General features: G+C 62.6%; 20 protein-coding genes, 1 pseudogene and 1 CRISPR repeat array. Of the genes and pseudogenes, 17 read left to right on the top strand and 4 right to left on the bottom strand.

Annotation, left to right across the window (positions count from 1 at the left end; all coding sequences use genetic code 11):
• Window positions 1–5 precede the first annotated feature (5 nt).
• From cas7e to cas2e, 5 genes are read left to right on the top strand one after another with little or no spacing between them, the layout of a single operon-like run.
• On the top strand, window positions 6–1,187 hold the full coding sequence (gene cas7e, locus AWB70_RS26575; RefSeq protein WP_053569686.1) for a type I-E CRISPR-associated protein Cas7/Cse4/CasC: 1,182 nt from the start codon (window positions 6–8) through the stop codon (window positions 1,185–1,187).
• Window position 1,188: 1 nt separating this feature from the next.
• The gene (gene cas5e / locus AWB70_RS26580; RefSeq protein ID WP_053569685.1) at window positions 1,189–1,929 is read left to right on the top strand and encodes a type I-E CRISPR-associated protein Cas5/CasD; all 741 of its coding nucleotides are present in this window, start codon (window positions 1,189–1,191) and stop codon (window positions 1,927–1,929) included.
• On the top strand, window positions 1,926–2,672 hold the full coding sequence (gene cas6e, locus AWB70_RS26585; protein ID WP_053569684.1) for a type I-E CRISPR-associated protein Cas6/Cse3/CasE: 747 nt from the start codon (window positions 1,926–1,928) through the stop codon (window positions 2,670–2,672). The genes cas5e and cas6e overlap by 4 nt, the downstream gene beginning before the upstream one ends.
• Before the next feature lie 16 nt (window positions 2,673–2,688).
• Complete coding sequence (gene cas1e / locus AWB70_RS26590; RefSeq protein WP_053569683.1) at window positions 2,689–3,576, top strand: type I-E CRISPR-associated endonuclease Cas1e; 888 nt, start codon at window positions 2,689–2,691, stop codon at window positions 3,574–3,576.
• Window positions 3,548–3,850, top strand: a complete 303-nt coding sequence (gene cas2e, locus AWB70_RS26595) for a type I-E CRISPR-associated endoribonuclease Cas2e (protein ID WP_053569682.1) — start codon at window positions 3,548–3,550, stop codon at window positions 3,848–3,850. The genes cas1e and cas2e overlap by 29 nt, the downstream gene beginning before the upstream one ends.
• An 89-nt stretch (window positions 3,851–3,939) precedes the next feature.
• A CRISPR array of direct repeats spans window positions 3,940–5,430; the repeat unit is 28 nt; unit sequence GGTTCCTCCGTGTGTGCGGAGATAGGCC.
• A gap of 393 nt (window positions 5,431–5,823) precedes the next feature.
• Here the strand turns inward: cas2e and betA are convergent.
• The 3 genes and pseudogenes from betA to betI form a co-directional block, all read right to left on the bottom strand.
• Window positions 5,824–7,404, bottom strand: a pseudogene (gene betA / locus AWB70_RS26600) (choline dehydrogenase); the annotation flags it as partial.
• An 11-nt stretch (window positions 7,405–7,415) separates the two neighbouring features.
• Window positions 7,416–8,885: a betaine-aldehyde dehydrogenase gene (gene betB / locus AWB70_RS26605; RefSeq protein WP_053569680.1), complete on the bottom strand. Its 1,470-nt coding sequence runs from the start codon at window positions 8,883–8,885 to the stop codon at window positions 7,416–7,418.
• A gap of 28 nt (window positions 8,886–8,913) precedes the next feature.
• Entirely contained in the window at window positions 8,914–9,501 is a 588-nt protein-coding gene (gene betI / locus AWB70_RS26610; protein ID WP_014251504.1) for a transcriptional regulator BetI, read from the bottom strand.
• Between the two features lie 215 nt (window positions 9,502–9,716).
• Between betI and fdhA the strand changes: the two genes are divergently transcribed.
• Together fdhA and AWB70_RS26620 are read left to right on the top strand one after the other, a co-directional pair.
• A complete protein-coding gene (fdhA, locus tag AWB70_RS26615; RefSeq protein WP_014251503.1) occupies window positions 9,717–10,913 on the top strand; it encodes a formaldehyde dehydrogenase, glutathione-independent in 1,197 nt (398 codons plus the stop codon).
• A 39-nt stretch (window positions 10,914–10,952) separates the two neighbouring features.
• Window positions 10,953–11,483: a GNAT family N-acetyltransferase gene (locus tag AWB70_RS26620; protein WP_053569679.1), complete on the top strand. Its 531-nt coding sequence runs from the start codon at window positions 10,953–10,955 to the stop codon at window positions 11,481–11,483.
• 632 nt (window positions 11,484–12,115) lie between these two features.
• Here AWB70_RS26620 and AWB70_RS26625 read toward each other — a convergent pair.
• Complete coding sequence (locus AWB70_RS26625; protein WP_014251501.1) at window positions 12,116–13,114, bottom strand: GlxA family transcriptional regulator; 999 nt, start codon at window positions 13,112–13,114, stop codon at window positions 12,116–12,118.
• A gap of 438 nt (window positions 13,115–13,552) precedes the next feature.
• Between AWB70_RS26625 and AWB70_RS26630 the strand changes: the two genes are divergently transcribed.
• The 10 genes from AWB70_RS26630 to AWB70_RS39385 all read left to right on the top strand — a co-directional run.
• Window positions 13,553–14,524, top strand: a complete 972-nt coding sequence (locus tag AWB70_RS26630; RefSeq protein ID WP_014251500.1) for a dipeptidase — start codon at window positions 13,553–13,555, stop codon at window positions 14,522–14,524.
• 36 nt (window positions 14,525–14,560) lie between these two features.
• Complete coding sequence (locus AWB70_RS26635; protein ID WP_045455330.1) at window positions 14,561–15,091, top strand: DUF5943 domain-containing protein; 531 nt, start codon at window positions 14,561–14,563, stop codon at window positions 15,089–15,091.
• Window positions 15,092–15,120: 29 nt separating this feature from the next.
• Window positions 15,121–17,184: an NADH:flavin oxidoreductase gene (locus AWB70_RS26640; protein WP_053569678.1), complete on the top strand. Its 2,064-nt coding sequence runs from the start codon at window positions 15,121–15,123 to the stop codon at window positions 17,182–17,184.
• 14 nt (window positions 17,185–17,198) lie between these two features.
• Window positions 17,199–19,115, top strand: coding sequence for a (Fe-S)-binding protein (locus tag AWB70_RS26645; protein ID WP_053569677.1), 1,917 nt, complete (start codon window positions 17,199–17,201; stop codon window positions 19,113–19,115).
• Window positions 19,116–19,119: 4 nt separating this feature from the next.
• Window positions 19,120–20,283: an electron transfer flavoprotein subunit alpha/FixB family protein gene (locus tag AWB70_RS26650; protein ID WP_053569676.1), complete on the top strand. Its 1,164-nt coding sequence runs from the start codon at window positions 19,120–19,122 to the stop codon at window positions 20,281–20,283.
• Window positions 20,280–21,038, top strand: coding sequence for an adenine nucleotide alpha hydrolase family protein (locus AWB70_RS26655; protein WP_053569675.1), 759 nt, complete (start codon window positions 20,280–20,282; stop codon window positions 21,036–21,038). The genes AWB70_RS26650 and AWB70_RS26655 overlap by 4 nt, the downstream gene beginning before the upstream one ends.
• Window positions 21,039–21,134: 96 nt before the next feature.
• Window positions 21,135–22,433, top strand: a complete 1,299-nt coding sequence (locus tag AWB70_RS26660; RefSeq protein ID WP_053569674.1) for an aromatic ring-hydroxylating oxygenase subunit alpha — start codon at window positions 21,135–21,137, stop codon at window positions 22,431–22,433.
• A gap of 23 nt (window positions 22,434–22,456) precedes the next feature.
• On the top strand, window positions 22,457–23,689 hold the full coding sequence (locus tag AWB70_RS26665) for an FAD-binding oxidoreductase (protein WP_053569673.1): 1,233 nt from the start codon (window positions 22,457–22,459) through the stop codon (window positions 23,687–23,689).
• Window positions 23,690–23,807: 118 nt separating this feature from the next.
• On the top strand, window positions 23,808–24,662 hold the full coding sequence (locus AWB70_RS26670; RefSeq protein WP_014251492.1) for a glycine betaine ABC transporter substrate-binding protein: 855 nt from the start codon (window positions 23,808–23,810) through the stop codon (window positions 24,660–24,662).
• Window positions 24,631–24,862, top strand: a 232-nt coding sequence (locus tag AWB70_RS39385; RefSeq protein WP_143281707.1) for a hypothetical protein, incomplete at its 3' end; no start/stop codon positions are given. The genes AWB70_RS26670 and AWB70_RS39385, both read left to right, overlap by 32 nt.

Consider the following 24,862-nt stretch of genomic DNA (forward strand, 5'->3'; position numbering starts at 1 on the left):
TCACCATGTCGCAAGCACGCTTCATTCAGATTCATACACTGCAAAGTTATCCCGCCGCGCTGCTCAACCGCGACGACGCCGGGCTGGCCAAACGCCTGCCGATGGGCGACGCCATCCGCACGCGCATATCGTCGCAATGCCTGAAGCGGCACTGGCGCGTGGCGGACGATCATCATTCGCTGGCGTCGCTCGACGTGCCGATGGCGATTCGCTCGCGCATCACGCTCAAGCTGATTCGCGATGAGCTGATCAGGCAGAACGTTCCGGAAGCGCTCGCGCAAGCCGCCGCCGAAGCGCTGCGTCACGAGGGTTTGCTCGACAAGGCCGGCAAGGATCTCAAAGGCAAGGAAGCGCTGGAAACCGGCCAGGCCGTACTGCTCGGGAAGGCCGAGATCGACTATCTCGTCGCGCGCTGCGCGGCGTTATCCCGCGATTACAAGGACGAGACCGCATTGAAGGCCGCGATCAAGACCTTCCTGAAAGAGGAGAAGTCGAACATCGAAGCGCTCAAGCACGGAAGCGGACTGGAGTCGGCGTTGTTCGGCCGCATGGTGACCTCGGATGTGCTCGCTTCGCGCGATGCCGCCGTGTATGTCGCGCATGCCTTCACGGTGCACGAGGCGCAAGTGGAGAACGACTATTTCACTGTCGTCGACGACCTTCTGCGCGAGACGGGCGAACGCGGCTCGGCGGGCATCTTCGATACGGAACTCGCTTCGGGCTTGTACTACGGCTATGTCGTCGTCGATGTGCCTCAACTGGTCGCGAATCTGGAAGGCATCGGCGTGCGCGAATGCTTCGACGCGCCGGCCGAGCGGCGCGCGCTTGCGGGGCAGGTCGTGCATAACCTGCTGCATCTGATCGCAACCGTCAGCCCCGGCGCGAAGCGTGGCTCCACCGCGCCATTCGGTCATGCGAGCCTGATGCTCGTCGAAACCGGCGACTGGCAGCCGCGCACGCTGGCAGGAGCATTCGAAACCGCGCTGTCGATGGAGCCGGGCACCAACGTGCGCAAGAAGGCCATCGACACACTGGCGGATGAGTTGCAAAAGCATGATTCCGCGTATGGGGCGCCGCCTGCACGGCGCTTCATGTCGCTCGACGATGCGACCATGCCGGGCGCGGAGCGGGTCTCGCTCGCCGAGCTTGGCCAGTGGACGCAAGCGCGCATCGTCGAGGGCGCGTGAGATGCGCCGCCATCTACTGATGCGCTTACGCGCGCCGCTCGTGGCGTTCGGCGGCGAAGCAATCGACAACTATGGCGTGATTCGCGACTTTCCGGCGTTGTCGATGCTGACGGGGTTGATCGGCAACGCGCTCGGTTGGGATCGAAGCGACTTCGCGCTGCTCGACGGATTGCAGGCGCGCCTGGTCATGGGAACACGGCTCGACAACGGCGGGGAGCGTCTCGCGGATTTCCAGACGGCGCAGATCGGCGCGAGCGATAGCGGCTGGACGACGCTAGGCGAGCCGGAAAAGCGGCGCGGCGGCGAAGATTCGTACAAGAGCCCGCATCTTCGTTATCGCGACTATCACGCGCGGCTCGATGCGCTCGTCGCGTTGCGGCTCGAACCGGCGGACGAAGAACCGACACTCGAAGAAATCGCGCATGCGCTCGATCATCCGAAGCGGCCGTTGTTCATCGGACGCAAGCCGTGTCTGCCTTCGACGCGCCTCGTCGTCGGTATGGTCGGTGCCAGCGATGTGCTCGACGCATTGCAACGCGCGCCATCGCCTGACGAGCGCGAGTTTCGCTTTCAGTGGCCACGCAAAGAGGGCACGCTTAAGAACGCGCGCGCGCTCGATATATGCGACGAACGCAACTGGAAGACCGGCGTGCATGGCGGTTGGCGCGCCGTGCTCGAAGGGACGGGTCCGCATATCGCGCCGTGCGCGAGTTTATCGACTTTGCCGGAACTGCCAGCATGACCACGCTGAACCTGATTCATTGTGAGCCCGATCTCCGCAGGCTGGTGTCCTGGGCCGCACGGCAGGACTGGATTCCACCGGGCGGCGACATCGGCTACGCGCTTCATGCGGCGTTGGGGCGCGCCTTCGGTGATCGTGCGCCGAAACCTTTCTACTATCGCGATGAGCGCAGCGGCTTGCTTGCCTATAGTTCGAGTTCCGCCGATGAGTTGCGCGAGGCGGCGTCGTTCGCGAGCCCCGACATCGCCGCTTTGCTGGGTCTCGATGCGGTGCGGGGCGGCGGCGGTCTGAGCATCCGCGAGTTCCCGGCGCGGTGGACGAAAGGGCGCGTGCTGGGTTTCGAGGTGCGCGTATGTCCTGTGGTTCGGGACAAGGAAGGGCATCAGCATGACGCTTATCGCGCCGCGTTGGACCGCGCCGAGGATAAAGCGGAGGTGAAGCGGGAGCCCGTATACGGAGAGTGGCTCGCCCGTCAGTTCACCGCGACGAACGCGGCGAACATCATCGAATCGCGCATGATGCGTTTCCAGTTGACGACGTCCGTGCGCCGGACCAAGGCGGCGGCGGGTTCAACCGACAAGCGGATCGCGCGTCATGTCGGCGGCCCGGATGCGGTGTTTCGCGGCCACTTGTGCGTCGAGGACCCGCAAGCGTTCACGAGCTTGCTCGTGCGCGGCGTCGGACGTCATCGCGCGTTCGGGTTTGGCATGTTGCAGCTCAGGCCTGCTTCGATAGCGACATGAACCGCGGACCAGGCCCGTGCTGAAGGGACGCCTCGGACTCGACACATCGCGGGTTCCGCATGCGGACCGTCACGGCCTGCTTTGGCTGGAGCGCGGCGCGCTCAATGTGATCGACGGTTGCCTGAGTTTTGCAAGCGGGCAGCATGTCGATCAGATTCCGCATCAGTCGGTATCGATGATTTTGCTCGGCCCCGGCAGCAGCGTGACGCACGACGCGCTGCGTTTGCTCGCGCGTCACGGGACGCTGCTCGCCGCAGTCGGCGTCGATGGCGTGCGCACGTACACTGCGCCGCCGTTGATGCCGGACCGCTCGGATGTCGCGCGCCGGCAAGCGGAGTTGTGGGGCAATGCGCGAAGGCGTCTGTCGGTCGCGCGGCATATGTATGCGTTGCGTCTGGGCGAGGTGTTGCCGCATCGCGATCTGGACACGCTGCGCGGTATCGAAGGCGCGCGCGTGAAGACGATCTATCGGCTGCGCGCGGAGCAATTCGGCATCGACTGGGAGGGGCGTCGCTATGACCGAGCGAATCCGGACGCCGCCGATCTGCCGAATCAGGCGATCAATCATGCGGCGACGGCCGTGCAGGCGGCGGCTGCGATTGCCGTGCAGGCGCTCGCGGCGATACCTCAGCTCGGGTTTATCCACGAGGATTCGGGGCAGGCCTTCGTGCTCGATATCGCCGATCTCTTTCGCGATGACGTCACGCTGTCCATCGCATTCGCCGCGGTGAAGGAGGCGCAGCATTGCGAGTATCCGATCGACCGGCTCGTGCGGCGCGAGGCGGCGCGCGTGTTTCGCAAGAAAGCGGTCATTCCCGCGATGATCGATCGCGTGAAGCAGGTACTGCGTGTTGACGAGAAGCGGGAGGCGGGCGATGGCGCTGGTCGTCGTGGTGACGAGTGATGTCGCGGACCGGTTTCGGGGATTTCTCGGATCGGTGATGCTCGAAGTATCGGCGGGGTTGTATGTCGCGCCGCGCATGAACAAGGGCGTGCGGGAACGGACGTGGTCGGTGCTTGCCGACTGGCACGGGCATGAGCCACGAGGCAGTGTGGTGATGGTGTGGCGGGATCTGGATGCGGTTGGGGGGATCGGTATCTCGCATCTCGGTGCGCCGCCGAGAGCGCTTGTGGAAGTCGATGGGATGTATGTCGTCAGGCGGATGATGACGGGGTAGGTGGGGTGGTTTCGTTCTTGGAAATTTGGATGGTTTTGTTGGATGCTAATGGGGTATTTGCCTTTTCTGTCATGGGGTTATGAGGGAGAGGTTCCTCCGTGTGTGCGGAGATAGGCCCTTTGCAGATCGTTCACGCGGCCCATTGCCGACGGTTCCTCCGTGTGTGCGGAGATAGGCCCCGCCCTTCGAGTCGATCCGTGATTCTGCGACGGGTTCCTCCGTGTGTGCGGAGATAGGCCCGTTGTCGTCACGCACGACGCGACCGGCGCGCGGGTTCCTCCGTGTGTGCGGAGATAGGCCGCCATCAAGTCGAAGGCGGGTTTCCAGACCGCGGGTTCCTCCGTGTGTGCGGAGATAGGCCGCAAAAAGAGGCTGCCGCGATACGCAACCGGACGGTTCCTCCGTGTGTGCGGAGATAGGCCCCCGGAGCCCGCGCCGGCTGTCGACCCGCCGGCGGTTCCTCCGTGTGTGCGGAGATAGGCCCACGAGCGGCGATAACAAGGGCTTCGATGCGTGGGTTCCTCCGTGTGTGCGGAGATAGGCCGTGGACGAGCTGGACGCAGCGGAGGCAAGCTGGGGTTCCTCCGTGTGTGCGGAGATAGGCCTCGCTGGCGCGACGTGGACAGTAGAAGCGGCGCGGTTCCTCCGTGTGTGCGGAGATAGGCCGCCAAGTCTTCGCCCGGCTGACTCACTTGGATGGGTTCCTCCGCGTGCGCGGAGATAGGCCTTTTGAGTTTTACAGCGGCGGCCAGATCGTCGCGGTTCCTCCGCGTGCGCGGAGATAGGCCCTCGACGGTCGTCGACATCGGTAACGAGAGAATGGTTCCTCCGCGTGCGCGGAGATAGGCCGCGGCTCCGGCGGATCAGACAGCGGAGCCCACCGGTTCCTCCGCGTGCGCGGAGATAGGCCCCTTCCGCTGGGTCCGACGTACGAACGAATCAAGGTTCCTCCGCGTGTGCGGAGATAGGCCGCGGATTTTGGGGAAGGGCGTGCGGCTGGGCAGGGTTCCTCCGCGTGTGCGGAGATAGGCCTTCGCCAATGCAGTCGGTGCCGGTGCAGTGCCAGGTTCCTCCGTGTGTGCGGAGATAGACCTCCTGTCTTCTTTTCCTCGTGGAAGTGGCTTGACGTTCCTCCGCGTGTGCGGAGATAGGCCCCGGCGCGACGGCTCACGCGTCGCAATGGCATTGGTTCCTCCGCGTGTGCGGAGATAGCCCCTATTTGAGGCTCATCCTAGCGTTGAGTGGTGTGGTTCCTCCGCTTGTGCGGAGATAGACCCGCCAGTCGGGATGATCGCGAAGTGATCCGATAGGTTCCTCCGCGTTTGCGGAGATAGACCCAGGAAGCCCCGGCGCGCCTGCGTATCGAGCGCGGTTCCTCCGCGTGTGCGGAGATAGACCGAACATGGTCGCCGCGTACTTCCGGTTTGTCACGGTTCCTCCGTGTGTGCGGAGATAGACCCCGTGCGACCGCGACGACTCGCGCATCGGCGCGGTTCCTCCGCGTGCGCGGAGATAGACCCGACGAGCGAGTTATTCAGTGCGACGTGTCCCTGGTTCCTCCGCGTGTGCGGAGATAGACCCCATTGATCGGTGATGACCTTCGCATCGTGTGCGGTTCCTCTGCGTGTGCGGAGATAGACCCCAGCTATTCAACGATGACGACGTAGAAAAGTGGGTTCCTTCGCGTGCGCGGAGATAGACCCCATGCGGATTCCTGTGCAGTGATAGTCGACGAGGTTCCTCCGCTCGCGCGGAGATAGACCGGGCGTGGACCTGCTCGCACAGAATCTGTACGAGGTTCCTCCGCGTGAGTGGAGATAGACCCGCGTTGATGGCGTCGGATCTCAAGGCGGCGTAGGTTCCTCCGCGTACACGGAGATAGCTCCCCAACCACTGGCGCTTCACCCCACAACCCCAACCCCCCCCCCCCCCCCCCCCCCCCCCCCCCCCCCCCCCCCCCCCCCCCCCCCCCCCTTCTCCGCCAGCATAATCGTCGGCGCATTGAGATTGCCGGTCGTGATCTGCGGCATGATCGACGCATCCACGACGCGCAAGCCTTCCATCCCGTGCACGCGTCCTTCGCCATCGACGACGGCCATATCGTCATAACCCATCTTGCAGGAACACGAAGGATGAAAAGCCGTCTCCGCCTTCGCGCGCACGAACGCATCGAGCTCGGCATCGCTCTTGAGATCATCGGAAGGATGAAGCTCACGCCCGCGATATCGCGCCAAAGCCGGCTGCCGCATGATCTCCCGCGTGATGCGAATCGCATCGCGGAACTCGCGCCAGTCCAACGCATCGGCCATATAGTTGAAAAGAATGCCGGGATGCGCATGCGGATCGCGCGACTTGAGCTTCACGCGTCCACGGCTCGGCGAGCGCATCGATCCGACGTGCGCCTGAAAGCCATGCATCCTGATCGGATTCGATCCGTTGTAATTGATCGCCACCGGCAGAAAGTGATACTGGATGTTCGGCCACAAATCGTCGTCGCGCGTGCGGATAAAACCGCCCGCTTCGAACTGATTGCTCGCGCCGACGCCCGTCCCGTTCAACATCCATTCGAGCCCGATCGCCGGCTGGTTCCACCACTGCAATGCCGGATACAAGGACACCGGCTCCTTGCATTCGTACTGCATGTACATCTCGAGATGATCCTGTAAGTTCTCACCGACGCCCGGCAGATCGTGCACGACAGGAATCTCCAGTTCCTTCAGCCACGCGCTGCGTCCCACGCCCGAGCGCTGCAACAATTGCGGCGAGGCAATCGCGCCGCTGCAAACCAGCACCTCACGCCGCACGTGCGCCGTCACACGCTGTCCGCCATGGTCATAAGCGACCCCGATCGCACGCTTACCGGAGAACAACACGCGATCCGTTACCGCATGCGTCACGATCGTCAGACCAGCGCGATGCTTCGCGCGATCCAGATAGCCGCGCGCCGTGCTCGCCCGCCGGCCGTTCGCGGTCACGGTGCGATCCATCGGACCGAAGCCTTCCTGCTGATAGCCGTTGAGATCCTCCGTGCGCGGATAGCCCGCTTGCACGCCAGCCTCGACCATCGCCGCGAACAGCGGATTGTTGCCGGGCTTGCTCGTCGTCACATGCACGGGACCATCGCCGCCGTGATACGCGTTTGGCCCGATATCGCGCGTCTCGGCCTTGCGAAAATACGGCAGGCAATCCAGATAGCTCCAGTTATCGAGACCGGACATCGACGCCCAGTTGTCGTAATCGAGCGCATTGCCGCGGATATAGCACATGCCGTTGATAAGCGACGATCCGCCCAGACCCTTGCCGCGCCCGCACTCCATGCGACGGTTGTTCATATGCGGCTCGGGCTCGGTTTCATACGCCCAGTTATAGCGCCGCCCCTGCAGCGGAAAAGCCAGCGCCGCCGGCATCTGCGTGCGAAAGTCGAAGCGATAATCCGGCCCGCCGGCTTCGAGCAGCAGCACGGTCACGTCGTCGTCTTCGGTGAGACGCGACGCGAGCACGTTGCCCGCCGATCCCGCGCCGACGATGATGTAGTCGTATTCGTTCACGCTCATCGCAAGACTCCTCAAAACACGGGCTGATACGGGCCCAGCTCGACCTGGACCGACTTGGTGCGCGTATAGGCGTTCAACGTCGCGATGCCGTTCTCGCGCCCGATGCCCGATTGCTTGTAACCGCCCACCGGCATTTCCGCGGGCGATTCGCCCCACGTATTGATCCAGCAAATGCCCGCTTCGAGCCGATGAATCACGCGATGCGCACGCGACAGATTCTCCGTCACGACACCCGCCGCTAATCCGTACTCCGTATCATTCGCGCGCGCGATGACTTCGTCTTCGTCGTCGAACGCGAGAATGCTCATCACGGGACCAAAGATTTCTTCGCGCACGATGCGCATGTCGTCGCGGCAATCGGCGAACACGGTCGGCTCGACATACTGACCGCGCGCAAACGCGCCATCGGCAAGACGCGCACCGCCCGCGACGAGCCGCGCGCCCTCGCGCTTGCCGCTTTCGATGAAGCCGAGCACTTTCTGCAACTGCGCCGCGCTCACGAGCGGCCCGAAGTTGGTATCGGGATCATCGGGCGCGCCGATGCGAATGCGCTTCACGCGCTGCGCGATCAAGGCTTCAAACTTATCGATGACACCGCGTTCCACGAAGACGCGCGTGCCGTTCGTGCAGACCTGTCCCGCGCTGAAGAAATTCGCGGTCATGGCGATATCGGCGGCGCGTTCGAGGTTCGCATCGTCGAAGACGATGAGCGGCGACTTGCCGCCGAGCTCCATCGTCACTTCCTTGAGCGTGGATCCGCCCGCGCGCGCCATCACTTTCTTGCCGGTCTCGACGCCGCCCGTGAACGATATCTTCTCGATGCCGCCATGTTCCGCGAGCATCGCGCCGACGCGTCCGTCGCCTTGCACGACATTGAAGACGCCCGCCGGCACGCCCGCTTCGCTATAGATTTCCGCGAGCTTGAGCGCCGTCAGCGGCGTGACTTCGCTTGGCTTGAAGATCATCGCGTTGCCCGCCGCGAGCGCGGGCGCGGACTTCCAGCACGCGATCTGAATCGGGTAATTCCATGCGCCGATGCCCGCGCACACGCCGAGCGGCTCACGCCGCGTATAAACGAACGACGATTCGCGCAACGGTATCTGCGCGCCTTCGATGGCCGTCGCGAGACCCGCGTAATACTCGATGACATCCGCGCCCGTGACGATATCGACGGCGCGCGTTTCGGCGATCGGCTTGCCGGTGTCGCGCGTTTCGATCGCGGCGAGTTCGTCGTTGCGCGCGCGTAGCAAGTCGACTGCGCGCCGCAAGATGCGCGAGCGCTGCATCGCGGTCATCGCGGCCCATTCGCGCTGTCCCTCGCGCGCCGATCGCACCGCGCGATCGATATCCGCCTGCGACGCCTGCTGCACGCGCGCGAGCGTTTCGCCCGTCGCGGGATCGAGCGTGTCGAATGTTTCGCCGCTCGTTGCATCGACGTATTCGCCGCCGATATAAAGCCGTTGCTCTCCGAATGCGGACATGTCGCGCTCCTTTTGCAATGTTCGGTTTTTAGCCGCGTGCTTCAAGCACGAGGTCGATGTATTCGTAAGCGACGCGCAGCGCGCCTTTCGTGTCGAACGGTTCGCCCGCGAGCGCGCCGCGCAGCCACAGGCCGTCGATCAATGCGGCGAGACCGCTCGCGGCGCGGCGGGCCGCGGGCTTTGTCAGCGCCCGCGCAAAATCGGCGCACAGGTTCGAATAGAGACGCCGCGTGTTCACGCGCTGCAGCCGTCGCAGCTCGGGCTTGTGCATGCTTTCCGACCAGAACGCGAGCCAGGTTTTCATGACCGGGCCGTTCACCTGTTCGACATCGAAATTCGCCGCGACGACCGCGCGCAGCTTCGAGCGCGGATCGGGCTTCGCGGCCTTGCGGCGGCGCGACGTGCCCTGCCACAGCGAGCGCAGCACATGGCGCATCGTGGCTTCGAGCAGGCCGTCCTTGTCGCCGAAATAATGACTCACGATGCCCGTCGACGTGCTCGCGCGCTGCGCCACCGAGGCGAGCGTCGCCCCGGCGAGACCAGACTGGTCGATGGTGTGCAGCGTGGCGTCGATGAGTTGCGCGCGGCGGATTTCGCGCATTCCGAGCTTGGGCATGGTTCGAGACGGGGAAGATCGTTCGTCGATACTAGTTTTTTTATATTGAACGGTCAATCAACAAAAAACGGGTCACGACGGCGATGTCGGTTTCAGTCAAACACGCGTCGCATTGAGTGCCAGTCGCCCGGCCGGAGCGGCGCTACGCTCGTTGCACGGGCGCGGTCATCGCTCAGATGCATCGCGCGTGCCGTCCACGAAACATGGAGACGATAATGAGCAGCAATCGCGGCGTCGTTTATCTGGGGCAGGGCAAGGTCGAAGTGCAATCCATCGACTATCCGAAAATGGTCGATCCACGTGGGCGCGACATCGGCCACGGCGTCATTCTGAGGGTCGTCACCACGAACATCTGCGGCTCGGACCAGCACATGGTGCGCGGCCGCACGACGGCGGAAGTCGGCCTCGTGCTCGGCCACGAAATCACGGGCGAGGTGATCGAAATCGGGCGCGATGTCGAGACGCTTTCCATCGGCGATCTCGTTTCGGTGCCGTTCAACGTCGCGTGCGGCCGTTGTCCGACCTGCAAGTCGCAGCACACGGGCGTGTGCCTGAACGTGAATCCGTCGCGCGCGGGCGGCGCGTATGGCTATGTCGACATGGGCGGCTGGATCGGCGGGCAGGCGGAATACGTGATGGTTCCCTACGCCGACTTCAATCTGCTGAAGTTTCCCGACAAGGCGCAGGCGATGTCGAAGATTCGCGATCTCACCTGCCTTTCCGACATTCTTCCGACGGGTTATCACGGCGCGGTGATGGCGGGCGTCGGTCCGGGCTCGACCGTGTATATCGCGGGCGCGGGGCCGGTCGGGATGGCGGCTGCAGCATCGGCGCGCTTGCTGGGCGCGGCGTGCACGATCGTCGGCGACATGAACGAGGAGCGTCTTGCGCACGCTCGTGCGATGGGCTTCGAGACCATCAATCTTTCGAAGGATGCGACGCTCGGCGAGCAGATCGAGCAGCTTCTCGGCAAGCCGGAAGTGGATTGCGCGGTCGATTGCGTGGGTTTCGAGGCGCACGGCCACGGCAGCGACAGCGGCCACGAAGCGCCCGCCACCGTGCTGAATTCGCTGATGGAGATCACGAAGGCCGCGGGCGCGATCGGCATTCCCGGCCTTTACGTGACCGACGATCCCGGCGCCGTCGATGCCGCCGCGAAGAAGGGCGCCCTGAGCATTCGCTTCGGCCTCGGCTGGGCGAAGTCGCATTCTTTCCACACGGGCCAGACGCCTGTCATGAAGTACAACCGCAACCTGATGCAGGCGATTCTGTGGGACCGTTTGCCGATTGCGGATATCGTGAACGTGTCCGTCGTATCGCTCGACGAAGCGCCGGAAGGCTATCGCAAGTTCGATGGCGGCGCGCCGCGCAAGTTCGTCATCGATCCGCATGGTCTGCTGAAAGCGGCTTGAGTTAGCAACATCATCGAAATCGGCGGCATACTTTGCTGTATGACCGCCGATTATCTTCGCACCGCGCTTACCTTTCGGCTCGCCCTCGCCGACGATGCCGCCGAGATCGCGCGTATCCACGTCGAGGCCTGGCAGGCCGCTTATCGGTCGATCTTTCCTTCGGCCTATCTCGACTCCCTTTCCATTCCGAAACGTCAGGCGTTATGGACGCAACTGATCGCGCGGGGCATGCCGCGGGTGGTGCTGGCGCAGCGCGATGAAGTTACCTTGGGCTGGATTGCGTGGGGGGCTTCACGCGATCACGACAGCAAGACGACCGACGCCGAGATCGAGGCGATTTATATCGATCCGCTGCATTGGCGGCAAGGCGCGGGGAGGATGTTGATGGACGAAGCGATCAACGCGGCGGCGAGTGAGGGTTATCGGGAGATGACCTTGTGGGCGCTGGAGGAAAACGCGCGGGGATTGCGGTTTTATAAAGCGCTGGGGTTTGCGCTTGATGGGGTGTTTCGGACGGAAAGAGTCGGGGGATGTGAAGTGTGTGAGACCCGGCTGCGGGTGGCGATTTAGGCTTTTTTCGCCGGATCCCGGTTTCGTGTTGGTTTATTAGCACTGCCCCTCCCCGGGGCGGGGGTAACTTTCTTTGCTGCTGCAAAGAAAGTCACCAAAGAAAGCAGCTTTCTCACCGCCCGCGGTCACACGCAGTTTGGCCATTTTTCTCCTCGGGGAATGGCCCTCGCCTAAAGAATGCCCCCATAGGCCCAACCGGGCTTGGATCGCGCACGGTCTGACAAAACAGTGCGCGAAGCGCGCTGGGTCAGCACGAAATAGCTTCGGCACAGCGCTTCGCGCTGCCGTTGGGTATGCGAGGGAAACCAGCGAACACGAATGCACTCGCATACCCGATTGACCCATCGGCCGCGAAGCGGGCTGGAACTTGAAATGGCTGTACCAAGAAATTAAGTGGCGCGACGTGACGGATCGTGCGCGATCCAAGCCCGATTGGGCTTATGAGGGCACTCTTTAGGCGAGGGCCGTTCCCCGAGGAGAAAAATGGCCAAACTACGTGTGACCGCGGGCGGTGACAAAGCTGCTTTCTTTGGTGACTTTCTTTGCAGCAGCAAAGAAAGTTACCCCCGCCCCGGGGAGGGGCAGTGCTAATAAACCAACAACAAAGCAAGTTCCACGACGAAAAAAAAACCTCAAGCCACCATAACAGAAGAAACAGAGGCCAAAGGAGGCACTTGCTTCCTCCGCTCCCTCGTCGGAGCGGTCCCAAACGCATCCCGATAGCTTTTAGAAAAATGACAAGCGGACTGAAACCCGCAAGCCATCGTGATATGCATGATCGACATATCTGTCTGAAGAAGCAATTCCCGCGCGCGCCGCAACCTTAAAGTCAGATAGTAATGCGTAGGCGTCATCCCGAGATGCTCACGAAAGAGCCGCTGCAACTGCCGCTGCGACATTCCGGCCAGGCGAGCCAGTTCCTCCCGCGATAAAGGCTCTTCGATATTGTTCTCCATCAGCGAGATGACTTCGAAAAGCGACTTATTGGCCGACCCAAGACGCGCCACCAACGGCATGCGCTGCTGCGCAGAAGTATCCCGCACATGCTCGACAATGAACTGCTCCGCGATCTGCGTGACCCGCGCCGTGCCAACCCGCGCCGCGATGAGATTGAGCATCATGTCGAGCGGCGCGACGCCGCCCGTGCACGTGACGCGATCGCGATCGATCACGAATAGCTCTTTGAGAAAGCGCGTGTCGGGAAACTCTTCTTTAAGCGCCGACATGTTTTCCCAGTGAATCGCACACGCATAACCGGCAAGCAGCCCCGCGCGCGCCAGCGCATACGTTCCGGTGCACAGAGAACCCAGCACGCTCCCAGTGCGAGCGAATCGTCGCAAAGCAGACAGATGCTCAGGCGTCGTCGAGCGCTGCACGTCGATGCCGCCGACCACGAACACGATATCGGGCTGTCCCACGCACTCGACCGGACCGGTATCGACGGAAAGCCCGTTGCTCGCCGTCACCGGGCCGCCTTCGGGACTCACGAGCGACCATCGATAAAGCGGCTGCCCCGTCAGGTAATTCGCCATGCGCAGCACTTCGATCGCGTTGGTGAACGCGATCATCGTGAAGTTGGGAAGCGGCATGAACGCGAAGTGCGACAGCGACGCCGTGCGATCGGAGGACATGTGAGAACTGATTCCTTGGAATCTATTGATTGGCGCCGTTCGACGCGGCGCTTTGCCACTTTTCTAATTTTGATTTCGAGTGCAACTACCATGCCATCAGGCTAAACCCTGAGCCCTGTGAGGCGCCGCTCGTGCTCGCTGCGCCCGCGCACCGGCGAGGAGCCAGACGTCATAAGGATCGCACCGCGATAGCGCACGATCGTTCCGGCGCAGTGCAGCACGACGCGCGAAAAAATCAACTACACCGAATCGCAATTCGCCACTTGTCGAAAACAGACGCGCATGTCGGAAAAGGTAAAGAACACGTCTGAATTCGTAAATTGACCGGCAGGGCGAACGACAAGAATAGACCCATCGACGAAGGCATCGATCGGGCGATGGAAAAAGCCCCCAGGCCTGCGTTTCTCCCCTCTACCCGGCAACACGGAGCACACACAGATGAGCACCCTGCACGACAACAGCATCATCATCGACGGACTGAATATCTCGAAGTTCGAGCGCTCCGTGTTCGAGGACATGAGAAAGGGCAACGTGACCGCGGTGAACTGCACGGTCTCGGTATGGGAAGACTTCCAGAAGACCATCGACAACATCGCGGAGATGAAACAGCAAATCCGCGAATACAGTGAAATTCTCACGCTCGTGCGCACCACGGACGATATTCTGCGCGCGAAGAAGGAAAACAAGACCGGCATTATCTTCGGCTTCCAGAACTCGTATGCGTTCGAGGACAACCTCGGCTATATCGAAGTGTTCAAGGAACTCGGCGTGAACGTGGTGCAGCTTTGCTACAACACGCAGAACCTGGTCGGCACCGGCTGCTACGAGCCGGACGGCGGTCTCTCGGGTTATGGCAAGGAAGTGATCCACGAGATGAACCGCGTGGGCATCGTGGTCGATCTCTCGCACGTCGGCGCAAAGACGTCTTCCGACGCCATCGCCTGCTCGAAGAAGCCCGTCACGTATTCGCATTGCTGTCCGTCGGGTCTCAAGGATCATCCGCGCAACAAGTCCGATGACCAGCTGCGCGAAATCGCCGACGCCAACGGTTTCGTTGGCGTGACGATGTTCTCGCCGTTCCTGAAGAAAGGCCCGGACGCGACCGTCGACGATTATCTCGAAGCGATCGATTACGTGATCAACGTGATCGGCGAAGACAAGGTCGGCATCGGCACCGACTTCACGCAAGGCTATAGCACCGAATTCTTCGACTGGATCACGCACGACAAGGGCCGTTATCGCCGTCTGACGAATTTCGGCAAGGTGGTGAACCCGGAAGGCATTCGCACGATCGGCGAATTCCCGAACCTCACGGCCGCCATGGAAAAGGCCGGCTGGAGCGAAACGCGTATCAAGAAAGTGATGGGCGAGAACTGGATGCGCTACTTCGGCGAAGTCTGGAACGTCTGAATCTGAGAGCCACGACAAATACAAAGGAAACCCGCAATGCAACCGCAACTGCCTATCGACGTCGATCCGCAAACCGGCGTATGGACCACCGACGCGCTGCCGATGCTGTACGTGCCGCGTCACTTCTTCACCAACAATCACGTCGCTGTCGAGGAAGCGCTCGGCCTCGAGACGTATGCCGAGATTCTTTACAAGGCCGGCTACAAGTCCGCTTATCACTGGTGCGACAAGGAAGCCGAGAAGCACGGCATCAGCGGCATGGCGACGTTCGAACATTACCTGAAGCGTCTGTCGCAACGCGGCTGGGGTCTGTTCGACATCGTCGAAGCCGATCCGCAGACGTCGCATGCGCGCATTCATCTGCGTAACTCGTCGTTCGTGCTTCAGCAGCCGGGCAAGCAAGGCAAGCTCTGCTACATGTTCGCGGGCTGGTTCGCCGGCGCGATGGACTGGGTGAACGACACCGCGCCCGAAGGCGCGAAGAAGGGCCCGCGCTCGAAGTCGATCGAGACGCAATGCGCTGCTGAAGGCCACGCTCATTGCGTATTTGAAGTATCGCCGCTGTAAGCAAAGACACCATTCCGAGGTCGATCGCAATGCGTTACCCGAACCTTTTCAAGCCTCTTCAGCTCAACAAGCTCACGTTGCGCAACCGCATCGTCAGCACCGCGCATGCGGAGGTCTATGCCGAACCGGGCGGCCTGCCTGGCGACCGCTATATCCGTTACTACGAGGAAAAGGCGAAGGGCGGCGTGGGCCTCGCCGTGTGCGGCGGTTCGAGTCCCGTGTCGATCGACAGCCCGCAAGGCTGGTGGAAGTCGGTGAATCTTTCGACCGATAAGGTTATCGATCCGCTTGCTCGTCTCGCCGAAGCCATGCATCGTCATGGCGCGTTCATCATGATCCAGGCCACGCACATGGGCCGCCGTTCCGCATGGCACGGCGAGCACTGGCCGCATCTGATGTCGCCCTCCGGCGTGCGCGAGCCGGTGCATCGCGGCAACGCGAAGATCATCGAAGTGGAAGAGATCAAGCGCATCATCGAGGATTTCGCCGCGGCCGCGAAGCGCGTGAAGGATGCGGGCATGGACGGCATCGAAATCTCGGCCGCGCACCAGCATCTGATCGATCAGTTCTGGAGCCCGCGTACGAATTTCCGTACCGATGAATGGGGCGGCTCGCTCGAAAACCGCCTGCGCTTCGGCACGGAAGTCTTGAAGGCCGTGCGTGAAGCCGTGGGCGCGGACTTCTGCGTCGGCCTGCGCATGTGCGGCGACGAATTCCATGAAGACGGACTCTCGCACGAGAACCTCAAGGAAATCGCGCAGGCGATGAGCGAAACGGGTCTCATCGATTACATCGGCGTGATCGGTTCCGGTGCGGATACGCACAACACGCTCGCCAACTGCATGCCGCCGATGGCGCTGCCGCCCGAGCCGTTCGTGCATCTCGCGGCGGGCATCAAGACAGTGACGAAGCTGCCGATCATGCATGCGCAAAGCATTCGCGATGCAGGTCAGGCGGAACGACTGCTCGCGAACGGCATGGTCGATCTCGTCGGCATGACGCGCGCGCAGATTGCCGATCCGCACATGGTCATCAAGATTCGCGATGGCCGCGAGGACGAGATCAAGCAGTGCGTCGGCGCGAACTATTGCATCGACCGCCAGTACAACGGGCTCGACGTGCTCTGCGTGCAAAACGCGGCGACTTCGCGTGAAGAGACGATGCCGCATGTCATCGAAAAGACGCGCGGGCCGAAGCGCAAGGTCGTCGTGGTCGGCGCGGGCCCCGCGGGTCTGGAAGCAGCGCGCGTCGCGCGTTCGCGTGGCCATGACGTCGTGCTGTTCGAGAAGAACGACTACGTCGGCGGCCAGATCATGCTCGCCGCGAAAGCGCCGCAGCGCGAACAGATGGCTGGCATCGTGCGCTGGTTCGACATGGAAACCAAGCGCCTTGGCGTCGATCGCCGTCTCGGTGTCGCGGCCGACGACAAGATGATCATGGCGGAGAAGCCGGATATCGTCGTGCTCGCGACGGGCGGCTCGTCATTCACGGATCAGGTGCCCGCGTGGGGCGTCGAGCAAGGTCTGGCGGTGAGCTCCTGGGACATTCTCTCGGGCAAGGTCGAGCCGGGCAAGAACGTGCTCGTGTACGACGGCGTCAGCACGCATGCGGGCGCGGGCGTCGCGGACTTCATCGCGTCGCGCGGCAATAACGTGGAGATCGTCACGCCGGACGTGAAGGTTGCCGACGACACCGGCGGCACCACGTTCCCGATCTTCTATCGGCGTCTGTATGCGCAGGGCGTGATTCATACTCCTAACTATTGGCTCGACAAGGTCTATGAGGAAGACGGCAAGAAGATCGCCGTGATCCGCAACGAGTACACGGAAGAGCAGGAAGAGCGCGCGGTCGATCAGGTCGTGATCGAAAACGGCATCACGCCCAATGACGCGCTCTACTGGAAGCTCAAGCCCGAGTCGCTCAATCACGGACAGATCGACATGCACACGCTCTTCGCATCGCAGCCGCAGCCCTCGTTGAGCGAAGAGCTCGGCAACGGACGCTTCCTGCTGTTCCGCGTCGGCGACTGCATCTCGATGCACAACATCCACAGCGCGATCTACGATTCGCTGCGCCTCTGCAAAGACTTCTGACGAGGTATTCGACGATGAACCCCGTGTTTGTCATCACCGCGCTGCTGTGGCTTTCGATGGCGGGCCTCGCGTTCGCCTTGCTCAAGCGAGCGGCATACTGGCGCGAAGGCCGCGCGACGACGGCCGGCGCGTATGGCTGGGCGAATCTGCTCACCATCCCGAAGCGCTATTTCGTCGATCTGCATCATGTCGTGGCGCGCGACCCGTACATCGCGAAGACGCACGTCGCGACGGCGGGCGGCGCGATCCTCGCGATGGCGCTCGTTTTCATCAACTACGGTCTCGCGATTTATTCGGTCTGGCTCGACCGCGCGATCTTCCTGGCGGCGATCATCATGTTCGTCGGCGCGATGTTCGTGTACAAGCGCCGCCGCGCGAAGGACGTGCCCGCGCGCCTCTCGCACGGACCGTGGGACAGCCTGCCGCTTTTGCTCGGCTCGTTCGCCGCGGGTCTCGCGTTGTTCACGCTGCTGCCGGCTTCGTGGATGTCCGGCTCGCTCGCGGTCATCATCGCGTTGCTGATCGCGGCGGGTGCGTACACGATGACGTTCGGCGCGGCGCAAGGCGGCCCGATGAAGCACGCGATGGCGGGTCTGCTGCATCTCGCGTTTCATCCGCGTCAGGAGCGCTTTCATGCGAAGACGCAGCACGAACATGAGGCCGTGCCGCCCACGGCGCTCAAGAAGCCCGTGCTCGATGCGAAGGAATATGGCGTCGGCAAGCCGGTCGAGTTTCGCTGGAATCAACTGCTGAGCTTCGACGCCTGCGTGCAGTGCGGCAAGTGCGAAGCGGCGTGTCCCGCGTTCGCATCCGGCCAGCCGTTGAATCCGAAGAAGCTGATCCAGGATCTCGTCGTCGGCATGGTGGGCGGTTCGGACTCGCAATATGCGGGCAGCCCGACGCCCGGCATTCCGGTCGGCAAGCATTCGGGCGGACCGGCCAAACCGCTGATCTCGCAGATGATCGAAGCCGACACGATCTGGTCCTGCACCACCTGCCGCGCCTGCGTGCAGGAGTGCCCGATGCTGATCGAGCACGTCGATGCGATCGTCGATATGCGGCGCAATCAGACGCTGGTCGAAGGCGATGTGCCGGGCAAAGGCCCGATCACGCTGGCGAATCTGCGCGAGACGGGCAGCCAGAACGGTTACGACATCGGTGCGCGTTACGACTGGTCGGTGGATCTGCAAGTGCAGGTCGCGCAGCCGGGACGTCCGGTGGATGTGCTGCTGATCGCCGGCGAAGGCGCGTTCGACATGCGTTATCAGCGCACGCTGCGCGCGCTGGCGAAGGTGATGAACAAGGCGGGTGTCGATTACGCGGTGCTCGGCGGCGTGGAGACGGACACGGGCGACACCGCGCGGCGTCTGGGCGATGAAGCCACGTTCCAGCAATGCGCGTCGAAGCTGATGAACACGTTGTCGCAGTATCAGTTCCGCCGCATCGTGACGGCCGATCCGCACGTGCTGCATAGCCTGCGTAACGAATATCGCGCGCTCGGCGGTTATTACGAAGTGCAGCATCACACCGCGTTCATGGCCGAGCTCGTCGCGACCGGCAAGCTCACGCCGAAGGCCGCCGCCGTGCTCGCCGACAAGAAGATCACGTATCACGATCCGTGCTATCTCGGGCGTTACAACGGCGAAACGGAAGCACCGCGCAAGCTCTTGAAGACCATCGGCATCAAGGTCGTCGAGATGGAGCGTCACGGTATGCGTGCACGCTGCTGCGGCGGTGGCGGCGGCGCGCCGCTCACCGATATTCCCGGCAAGCAGCGCATTCCCGATATCCGCATCGCCGATGCGAAATCGATCGGCGCGGAAGTGGTCGCGGTCGGCTGCCCGCAATGCACCGCGATGCTCGAAGGCGTGGTCGGTCCTCGTCCCGAAGTGCTCGACGTGGCGGAACTCGTCGCAGCGGCATTGGAGTGAAGCGATGAACAACGACATCAAACGAATCGATCCGCGCCGTCCCTTCATCATCACGGCGGATGGGCTCAAGCGCATCACGCTCGGCGAGATCGGCAACGGCGTCGTGGTGAATTTCACGCACGGCGGCCACAAGGAAGCGACGAAACCGCGCCGCACGACGAAGCCCGCGACGCGCGCGCTGCTCGTCGCGGCGCATACGGATCGCGGCGCGCTCGACGATCACGCGCGCCAGGCGCTCGCCGCCGCCGCATTGCTCGCGGACGATCAGACGGAAGTCGTGCTGATCGCGTTCGGCGAGTTCAAGGACGATGCCGCCGCGCTCGGCGCGGATCGCTATATCGAACTGCCGGCGTTCGACCGCCGCAACTTCGCACCGGACGAAGAAGTGCGCGCGCTGACGGCCTGCGTCGCCGCCTTCACGCCCGCGCATGTCTTCATGCCGGACAACGCGACGGGCGACGGCGATCTCGGCCGGCGCTATGCCGCGCGCGCCGATGCATCGGTCGCGACGCACGTCGTCGAGCTGGATGCGGCGCATGTCGCGTCGTATGCGCATGCGGGGCGCGCGGTCGCATCGCGTGCCTTGCCTGATGTCGTGCTGCTCGCGCCGAACGCCGTCGATGCGAAGCTGCCGTTCGTCGGCGCGGGCGGGTCGGTGAAGGCGGAAAGCATCGTGCCCGCATCGAAAGCCAGTGCATATGTCGATCTCGGCATCGAAGAGATGGACGCGGCGCAAGTGGCGCTGGAGGAAGCGGATTTCATCGTGTCGGCGGGCAACGGCGTGTCCGATATCGCCGCGTTCGAAGCGCTCGCGGGCACGCTGGGCGCCGCGATCGGCGCAAGCCGCGTGGCGGTGGACGACGGCAAGTTCACGCGCGACAAGCAGATCGGCGCGACGGGCAAGACCGTCGAGGCGAGCGTCTATATTGCGTTCGGCATCTCGGGCGCCGTGCAGCACTTGCAGGGCATCAAGGATTGCCGTCACGTGATTGCCGTGAATCTCGACGCCAGCGCGCCCATCGCGAAGCGCGCGAATCTCACCATCGTCGCGGACACGCAAGAGACCATCAAGGCGCTGACCGATGCCGCAGCCGCCGCGCGTGCGGCGCGTGCGAGCGGCGCGTCGATCGTGCAGACGGCGCGCGTCGTCGAAGGAGTGGCAGCATGAAGATCGCCGTATTGGTTTCCACGGGACGTCACCCGGTCAGCGGCGTCGCGCGCTATAGCCGTAACGATGCGGCGGCGCTGACGATCGCCATCGACATCGCGAAGAAGCACGGCGCGCAACTCGACGTGCTGCATGCGGGCGATCCGGCGAATCCGGCGCTTGCAGAATATGTCGCGCTCGGCGCGCCGAAAGTCGAAGTGCTCAACACGCAGGGCGACGCAAGCGCTGCGCTCGCGCAACGGCTCGCGGGCTACGACCTCGTGATGACCGGCACGCGCGCGGAAGGCGCGTTCGACAGCGGCACGCTGCCTTACAAGCTCGCCGATGCGTTGAACGTGCCGCTCGTCGGCGCGGCAGTCGATGTCAGTGTGATGAAAGAGGGCGTCGAAGTGCGCCAGTTCATGCCTAAGGGTTTGCGCCGACGCGTGCGCGCGCCGCTGCCTGCGCTCATCGCCGTGCATCCGCTTGCCAATGCTGCGCCGCGCTACGCCTATGCGCGCATGCGCGAGGGCCATGTCGCGCCGGTTGCGGCGAATGCGCCCGCCGACAAGGACCGCACGCTCTGGAGCGTCGGTCCGGTCACGGCCAAGCCGAAGAAACTGGCTGCGCCCGAGAAGCGTTCCGGGCACTCGCGCATGCTCGGTGCGACGACCACGGAAAGCCGCGGCGGCAGCGTCGTAATTGAAGGGAGTTCCGTCGAAAAAGCACAAGTGATTCTGGCGTATTTGCGCGAGCATCAACTCGTCGATTATTGATTTCCGACGCAGTCCCGAACCCACATACAGAAAGCAGCAGCCCGCGTTCAAAGGTGTTTGGCGGGGCACCAGACGTGACGCACAACGGAGCACACGATGAAAGTTTCGGCAGACGTTCGCGCTTTGATCGAACGCCGCAAAAAGGGCCACACGCTCGAGGCGCCGTTCTACACGAGCGACGAAATCCACGCGCTCGACCTCGATGCCATTTTCCGCAAGACGTGGATTCAGGTCGCGATCGAACCGGACATTCCCGAGCCGGGCGATTACACGACAGTCGAGATCGGCAGCGACTCGATTTTGATCGTGCGCGACGACGACATGGAAATCCGCGCCTTCTACAACGTGTGCCGGCATCGCGGCGCGCGCCTGTGCAATCAGGAGAAGGGCTCGCTCGGCAATATCGTGTGCCCCTACCATAGCTGGACGTACAACCTGTCCGGCGAGCTGATGTTCGCGGAGCATATGGGCGATCAGTTCGACCGCTGCAAGCACAGTCTGAAGAAAGTGCACGTGCAGAATCTCGCCGGCCTGATCTTCATCTGCCTCGCCGACGAACCGCCCGCCGATTTCGCCGTGATGCGCGAAGCGATGGAGCCGTATCTCGCGCCGCATGGCCTGAGGGACACGAAGATCGCGGCGAGCATCGATATCGTCGAGAAGGGCAACTGGAAGCTCACGATGGAGAACAATCGCGAGTGCTATCACTGCGTCGCGAATCATCCGGAGCTGACCATTTCGCTCTATGAATACGGCTTCGGCTATCAACGCTCGCCCGCCAACGAAGAAGGCATGGCCGCGTTCGAGAAGACCGTCGAAGAGCGCACGAAGCAATGGGAAGCGATGTGCCTGCCGTCCGCCGAAATCGAGCGTTTGAGCGATCTCGTGACGGGCTTTCGCACGCAACGTCTGCCGCTCGACCGCGACGGCGAATCGCAGACGCTCGACGCGAAAGTGGCATCGAAGAAGCTGCTCGGCGGCTTCGAGCAGGCGGACCTGGGCGGCCTCTCGTTCTGGACGCAGCCCAACTCGTGGCATCACTTCATGAGCGATCACATCGTGACGTTCTGCGTGCTGCCGCTCGCATCGGGCGAAACGCTCGTGCGCACGAAGTGGCTCGTGCACAAGGATGCGCGCGAGGGCATCGACTACGAGGTCGATAACCTCACGGCCGTGTGGCGCGCGACGAACGATCAGGACCGCACGCTCGTCGAGTATTCGCAGCTGGGCGTCGCGAGCAACGCCTACGAGCCGGGCCCGTATTCGCCGTTCACGGAAGGACTCGTCGAGAAATTCTGCGAGTGGTACATCGGGCGTCTTGCCGATTACGCGGATACGCCCGAGCACGGCGTGGATGCGTCGCACGGCGAGAAAGTCGTTTCCTTCATGCGCTAAAGCCGCCGTAGCAGGAGCAGAACATGATGCGCGATCAGGCCACGTTCGAGCCGACTTCAAGCCGTGTCACCCAGCCGCAATTCTGGGGGACGCTGCCCAAGCGCTGGGATTGCGACACGGACGAAACGCTCGTCTGCTGTCACGTGCGGCAAGAAACGCACGACGTGAAAAGTTTCTTCTTCAAAGCGCCCGGCGAACGGACGTTCTCGTTCCAGCCGGGGCAGTTCATCACCCTCGAACTCGAGATCGACGGCGAGCAGATCAACCGCTGCTACACGATCTCGTCGGCGCCGACGCGTCCGCACACGATCTCCATTACGGTGAAGCGCGTGCCGGGCGGCCCGGTCTCGAACTGGCTGCACGACAACATGGTCGCGGGCGCGACCGTGCGCGTGCTCGGGCCGTCGGGCGAGTTCACCTGCGCGCAGCATCCGGCGCGCAAGTATCTGTTCTTGTCGGCGGGGTCGGGCATCACGCCGCTCATGTCGATGAGCCGCGCGCATCACGAACTCGGCGACGATGCCGATATCGTCTTCGTGCATAGCGCCCGCACGCCGGACGACATCATCTTCGCGCGCGAACTGGATCTGATCGCGTCGAACCACAGGAACTTCCGCACTTCGTTCGTCTGCGAGCGCGTGGGCGCACGCACGAACTGGCCGGGCGTGACGGGGTTTCTGACGCTGCCGCTTCTGAAGCTGATCGCGCCGGACTTTCTCGAGCGTGAAGTCTTTACGTGCGGTCCCGCACCGTACATGAAGGCGGTGCGCGATCTGCTCGACCAAGGCGGTTTTGATCGCAAGCAGTATCACGAAGAGAGCTTTTCGTTTGGCGTCGTGGAGGAGGTGGCGGCGGAACTCGCTACCGCGCACGTCGCCGACGCAATCGTCGCGCAAACCGATTTCGTCGAGGCGCGTGAGGAGGCGGTTGGCTTCGCGCCCGCGCCCGCCCCCGAACCTGCGATCGAGCCCGTGGTGGAGCCGGCAATCGAAACGAAGTTCAAGGTGAACTTCGCGAAGAGCCGGCGCGATATTGAATGCGGCAGCGGCGAGCACGTGCTGGATGCGGCCAAGAAGGCGGGTGTTCGTTTGCCTTCGTCGTGTACGCAGGGCATGTGCGGAACGTGCAAGGTGAAGCTCGTTTCGGGCGAAGTGAGCATGAAGCATGCGGGCGGCATTCGGCAACGCGAGATCGATCAGGGCATGGTGCTGCTGTGTTGCAGCAAGCCGTTGAGCGATCTCGTCGTCGATAAGTGAGCTTGCGCGTCGGGCGCGTCGCTTACTGACAACTGTGTGTCGTAAAAGCGCGTTACGAGGCAATTCTGGCTGGTGATTCTGTTCGCTACACGGCGTGGGGCCGCTAAGGGGAAACCAAATGAAACCGATGAGAAGAGCGCTCGTGCTCGGGGCGATGTCTGCTGCATTGACCGCGAGTTTTGTGGCGAATGCCGCTGACAAGCCGACCATCAAGATCGGTTACGTGGAAGGCTGGGACGATAGCGTGGCGACGTCGAACGTTGCCGCACGCGTCATCGAAAAGAAGCTGGGTTATCCGGTGCAGCTCGTGCCGGTCGCGGCGGGCGTGATGTGGCAGGGCGTCGCGCGCGGCGATCTGGATGCGACGCTGTCCGCATGGCTGCCGGTTACGCATGGCGCGTACTGGAATAACTTCAAGGCGAAGGTCGTGAATCTCGGGCCGAACTTTCAGGACGCGAAGATCGGGCTGATCGTGCCTGAGTATGCGAACGTGTCGAGCCTGACGGACCTCGAGGCGAAGAAGGCGGAATTCGATTCGCGCATTGTAGGTATCGATGCTGGCGCGGGTGTGATGCAGAAGACGAGCGAAGCGATCAAGGCCTATAACCTCGACTATAAGCTGCTGCCGAGTTCGGGTTCCGCGATGACGGCGGAACTGGCGCGTTCCGAAGCGGCCAATAAGCCGATTATCGTGACCGGCTGGAAACCGCATTGGATGTTCGCGAAGTACAAGCTCAAGTTTTTGGATGACCCCAAGAAGGTGTTTGGCGAGTCGGAGCACGTGGATAACATCGTGAATCCCGAGCTCGAGAAGAAGGCACCGCCGGTGGTGGCGTTTCTCAAGAAGTTTCAGTGGAAACCGGGTGAGATCGATAGTGTGATGCTCGCGACGCAGAATGGGGAGAAGCCGCAGGCTGCGGCGGATGCCTGGATCGCGGCTCATGGGGATCGGGTGGAGGCTTGGACTAAGTAAGTTTTTTTTGCGTTGGGCAACGCTGAGCACCGTCAGGGGTTTTCTTCTTTGCGGTGCTTTTTTTGTTTGTGGAACTTGTTTTGGTGTTGGTTTATTAGCACTGCCCCTCCCCGGGGCGGGGGTAACTTTCTTTGCTGCTGCAAAGAAAGTCACCAAAGAAAGCAGCTTTGTCACCGCCCGCGGTCACACGCAGTTTGGCC

The sequence above is a fragment of the Caballeronia cordobensis genome (assembly GCF_001544575.2).
Lineage (GTDB): Bacteria > Pseudomonadota > Gammaproteobacteria > Burkholderiales > Burkholderiaceae > Caballeronia > Caballeronia cordobensis.

What these genes read in the sequence shown, in the direction of transcription:
- cas7e (WP_053569686.1), top strand. Translation starts at nt 6, where the DNA reads ATGTCGCAAGCACGCTTCATTCAGATTCATACACTGCAAAGTTATCCC.
- cas5e (WP_053569685.1), top strand. Translation starts at nt 1,189, where the DNA reads ATGCGCCGCCATCTACTGATGCGCTTACGCGCGCCGCTCGTGGCGTTC.
- cas6e (WP_053569684.1), top strand. Translation starts at nt 1,926, where the DNA reads ATGACCACGCTGAACCTGATTCATTGTGAGCCCGATCTCCGCAGGCTG.
- cas2e (WP_053569682.1), top strand. Translation starts at nt 3,548, where the DNA reads ATGGCGCTGGTCGTCGTGGTGACGAGTGATGTCGCGGACCGGTTTCGG.
- betB (WP_053569680.1), bottom strand. Translation starts at nt 8,885, where the DNA reads ATGTCCGCATTCGGAGAGCAACGGCTTTATATCGGCGGCGAATACGTC.
- betI (WP_014251504.1), bottom strand. Translation starts at nt 9,501, where the DNA reads ATGCCCAAGCTCGGAATGCGCGAAATCCGCCGCGCGCAACTCATCGAC.
- fdhA (WP_014251503.1), top strand. Translation starts at nt 9,717, where the DNA reads ATGAGCAGCAATCGCGGCGTCGTTTATCTGGGGCAGGGCAAGGTCGAA.
- AWB70_RS26620 (WP_053569679.1), top strand. Translation starts at nt 10,953, where the DNA reads ATGACCGCCGATTATCTTCGCACCGCGCTTACCTTTCGGCTCGCCCTC.
- AWB70_RS26625 (WP_014251501.1), bottom strand. Translation starts at nt 13,114, where the DNA reads ATGTCCTCCGATCGCACGGCGTCGCTGTCGCACTTCGCGTTCATGCCG.
- AWB70_RS26630 (WP_014251500.1), top strand. Translation starts at nt 13,553, where the DNA reads ATGAGCACCCTGCACGACAACAGCATCATCATCGACGGACTGAATATC.
- AWB70_RS26635 (WP_045455330.1), top strand. Translation starts at nt 14,561, where the DNA reads ATGCAACCGCAACTGCCTATCGACGTCGATCCGCAAACCGGCGTATGG.
- AWB70_RS26640 (WP_053569678.1), top strand. Translation starts at nt 15,121, where the DNA reads ATGCGTTACCCGAACCTTTTCAAGCCTCTTCAGCTCAACAAGCTCACG.
- AWB70_RS26645 (WP_053569677.1), top strand. Translation starts at nt 17,199, where the DNA reads ATGAACCCCGTGTTTGTCATCACCGCGCTGCTGTGGCTTTCGATGGCG.
- AWB70_RS26650 (WP_053569676.1), top strand. Translation starts at nt 19,120, where the DNA reads ATGAACAACGACATCAAACGAATCGATCCGCGCCGTCCCTTCATCATC.
- AWB70_RS26655 (WP_053569675.1), top strand. Translation starts at nt 20,280, where the DNA reads ATGAAGATCGCCGTATTGGTTTCCACGGGACGTCACCCGGTCAGCGGC.
- AWB70_RS26660 (WP_053569674.1), top strand. Translation starts at nt 21,135, where the DNA reads ATGAAAGTTTCGGCAGACGTTCGCGCTTTGATCGAACGCCGCAAAAAG.
- AWB70_RS26665 (WP_053569673.1), top strand. Translation starts at nt 22,457, where the DNA reads ATGATGCGCGATCAGGCCACGTTCGAGCCGACTTCAAGCCGTGTCACC.
- AWB70_RS26670 (WP_014251492.1), top strand. Translation starts at nt 23,808, where the DNA reads ATGAAACCGATGAGAAGAGCGCTCGTGCTCGGGGCGATGTCTGCTGCA.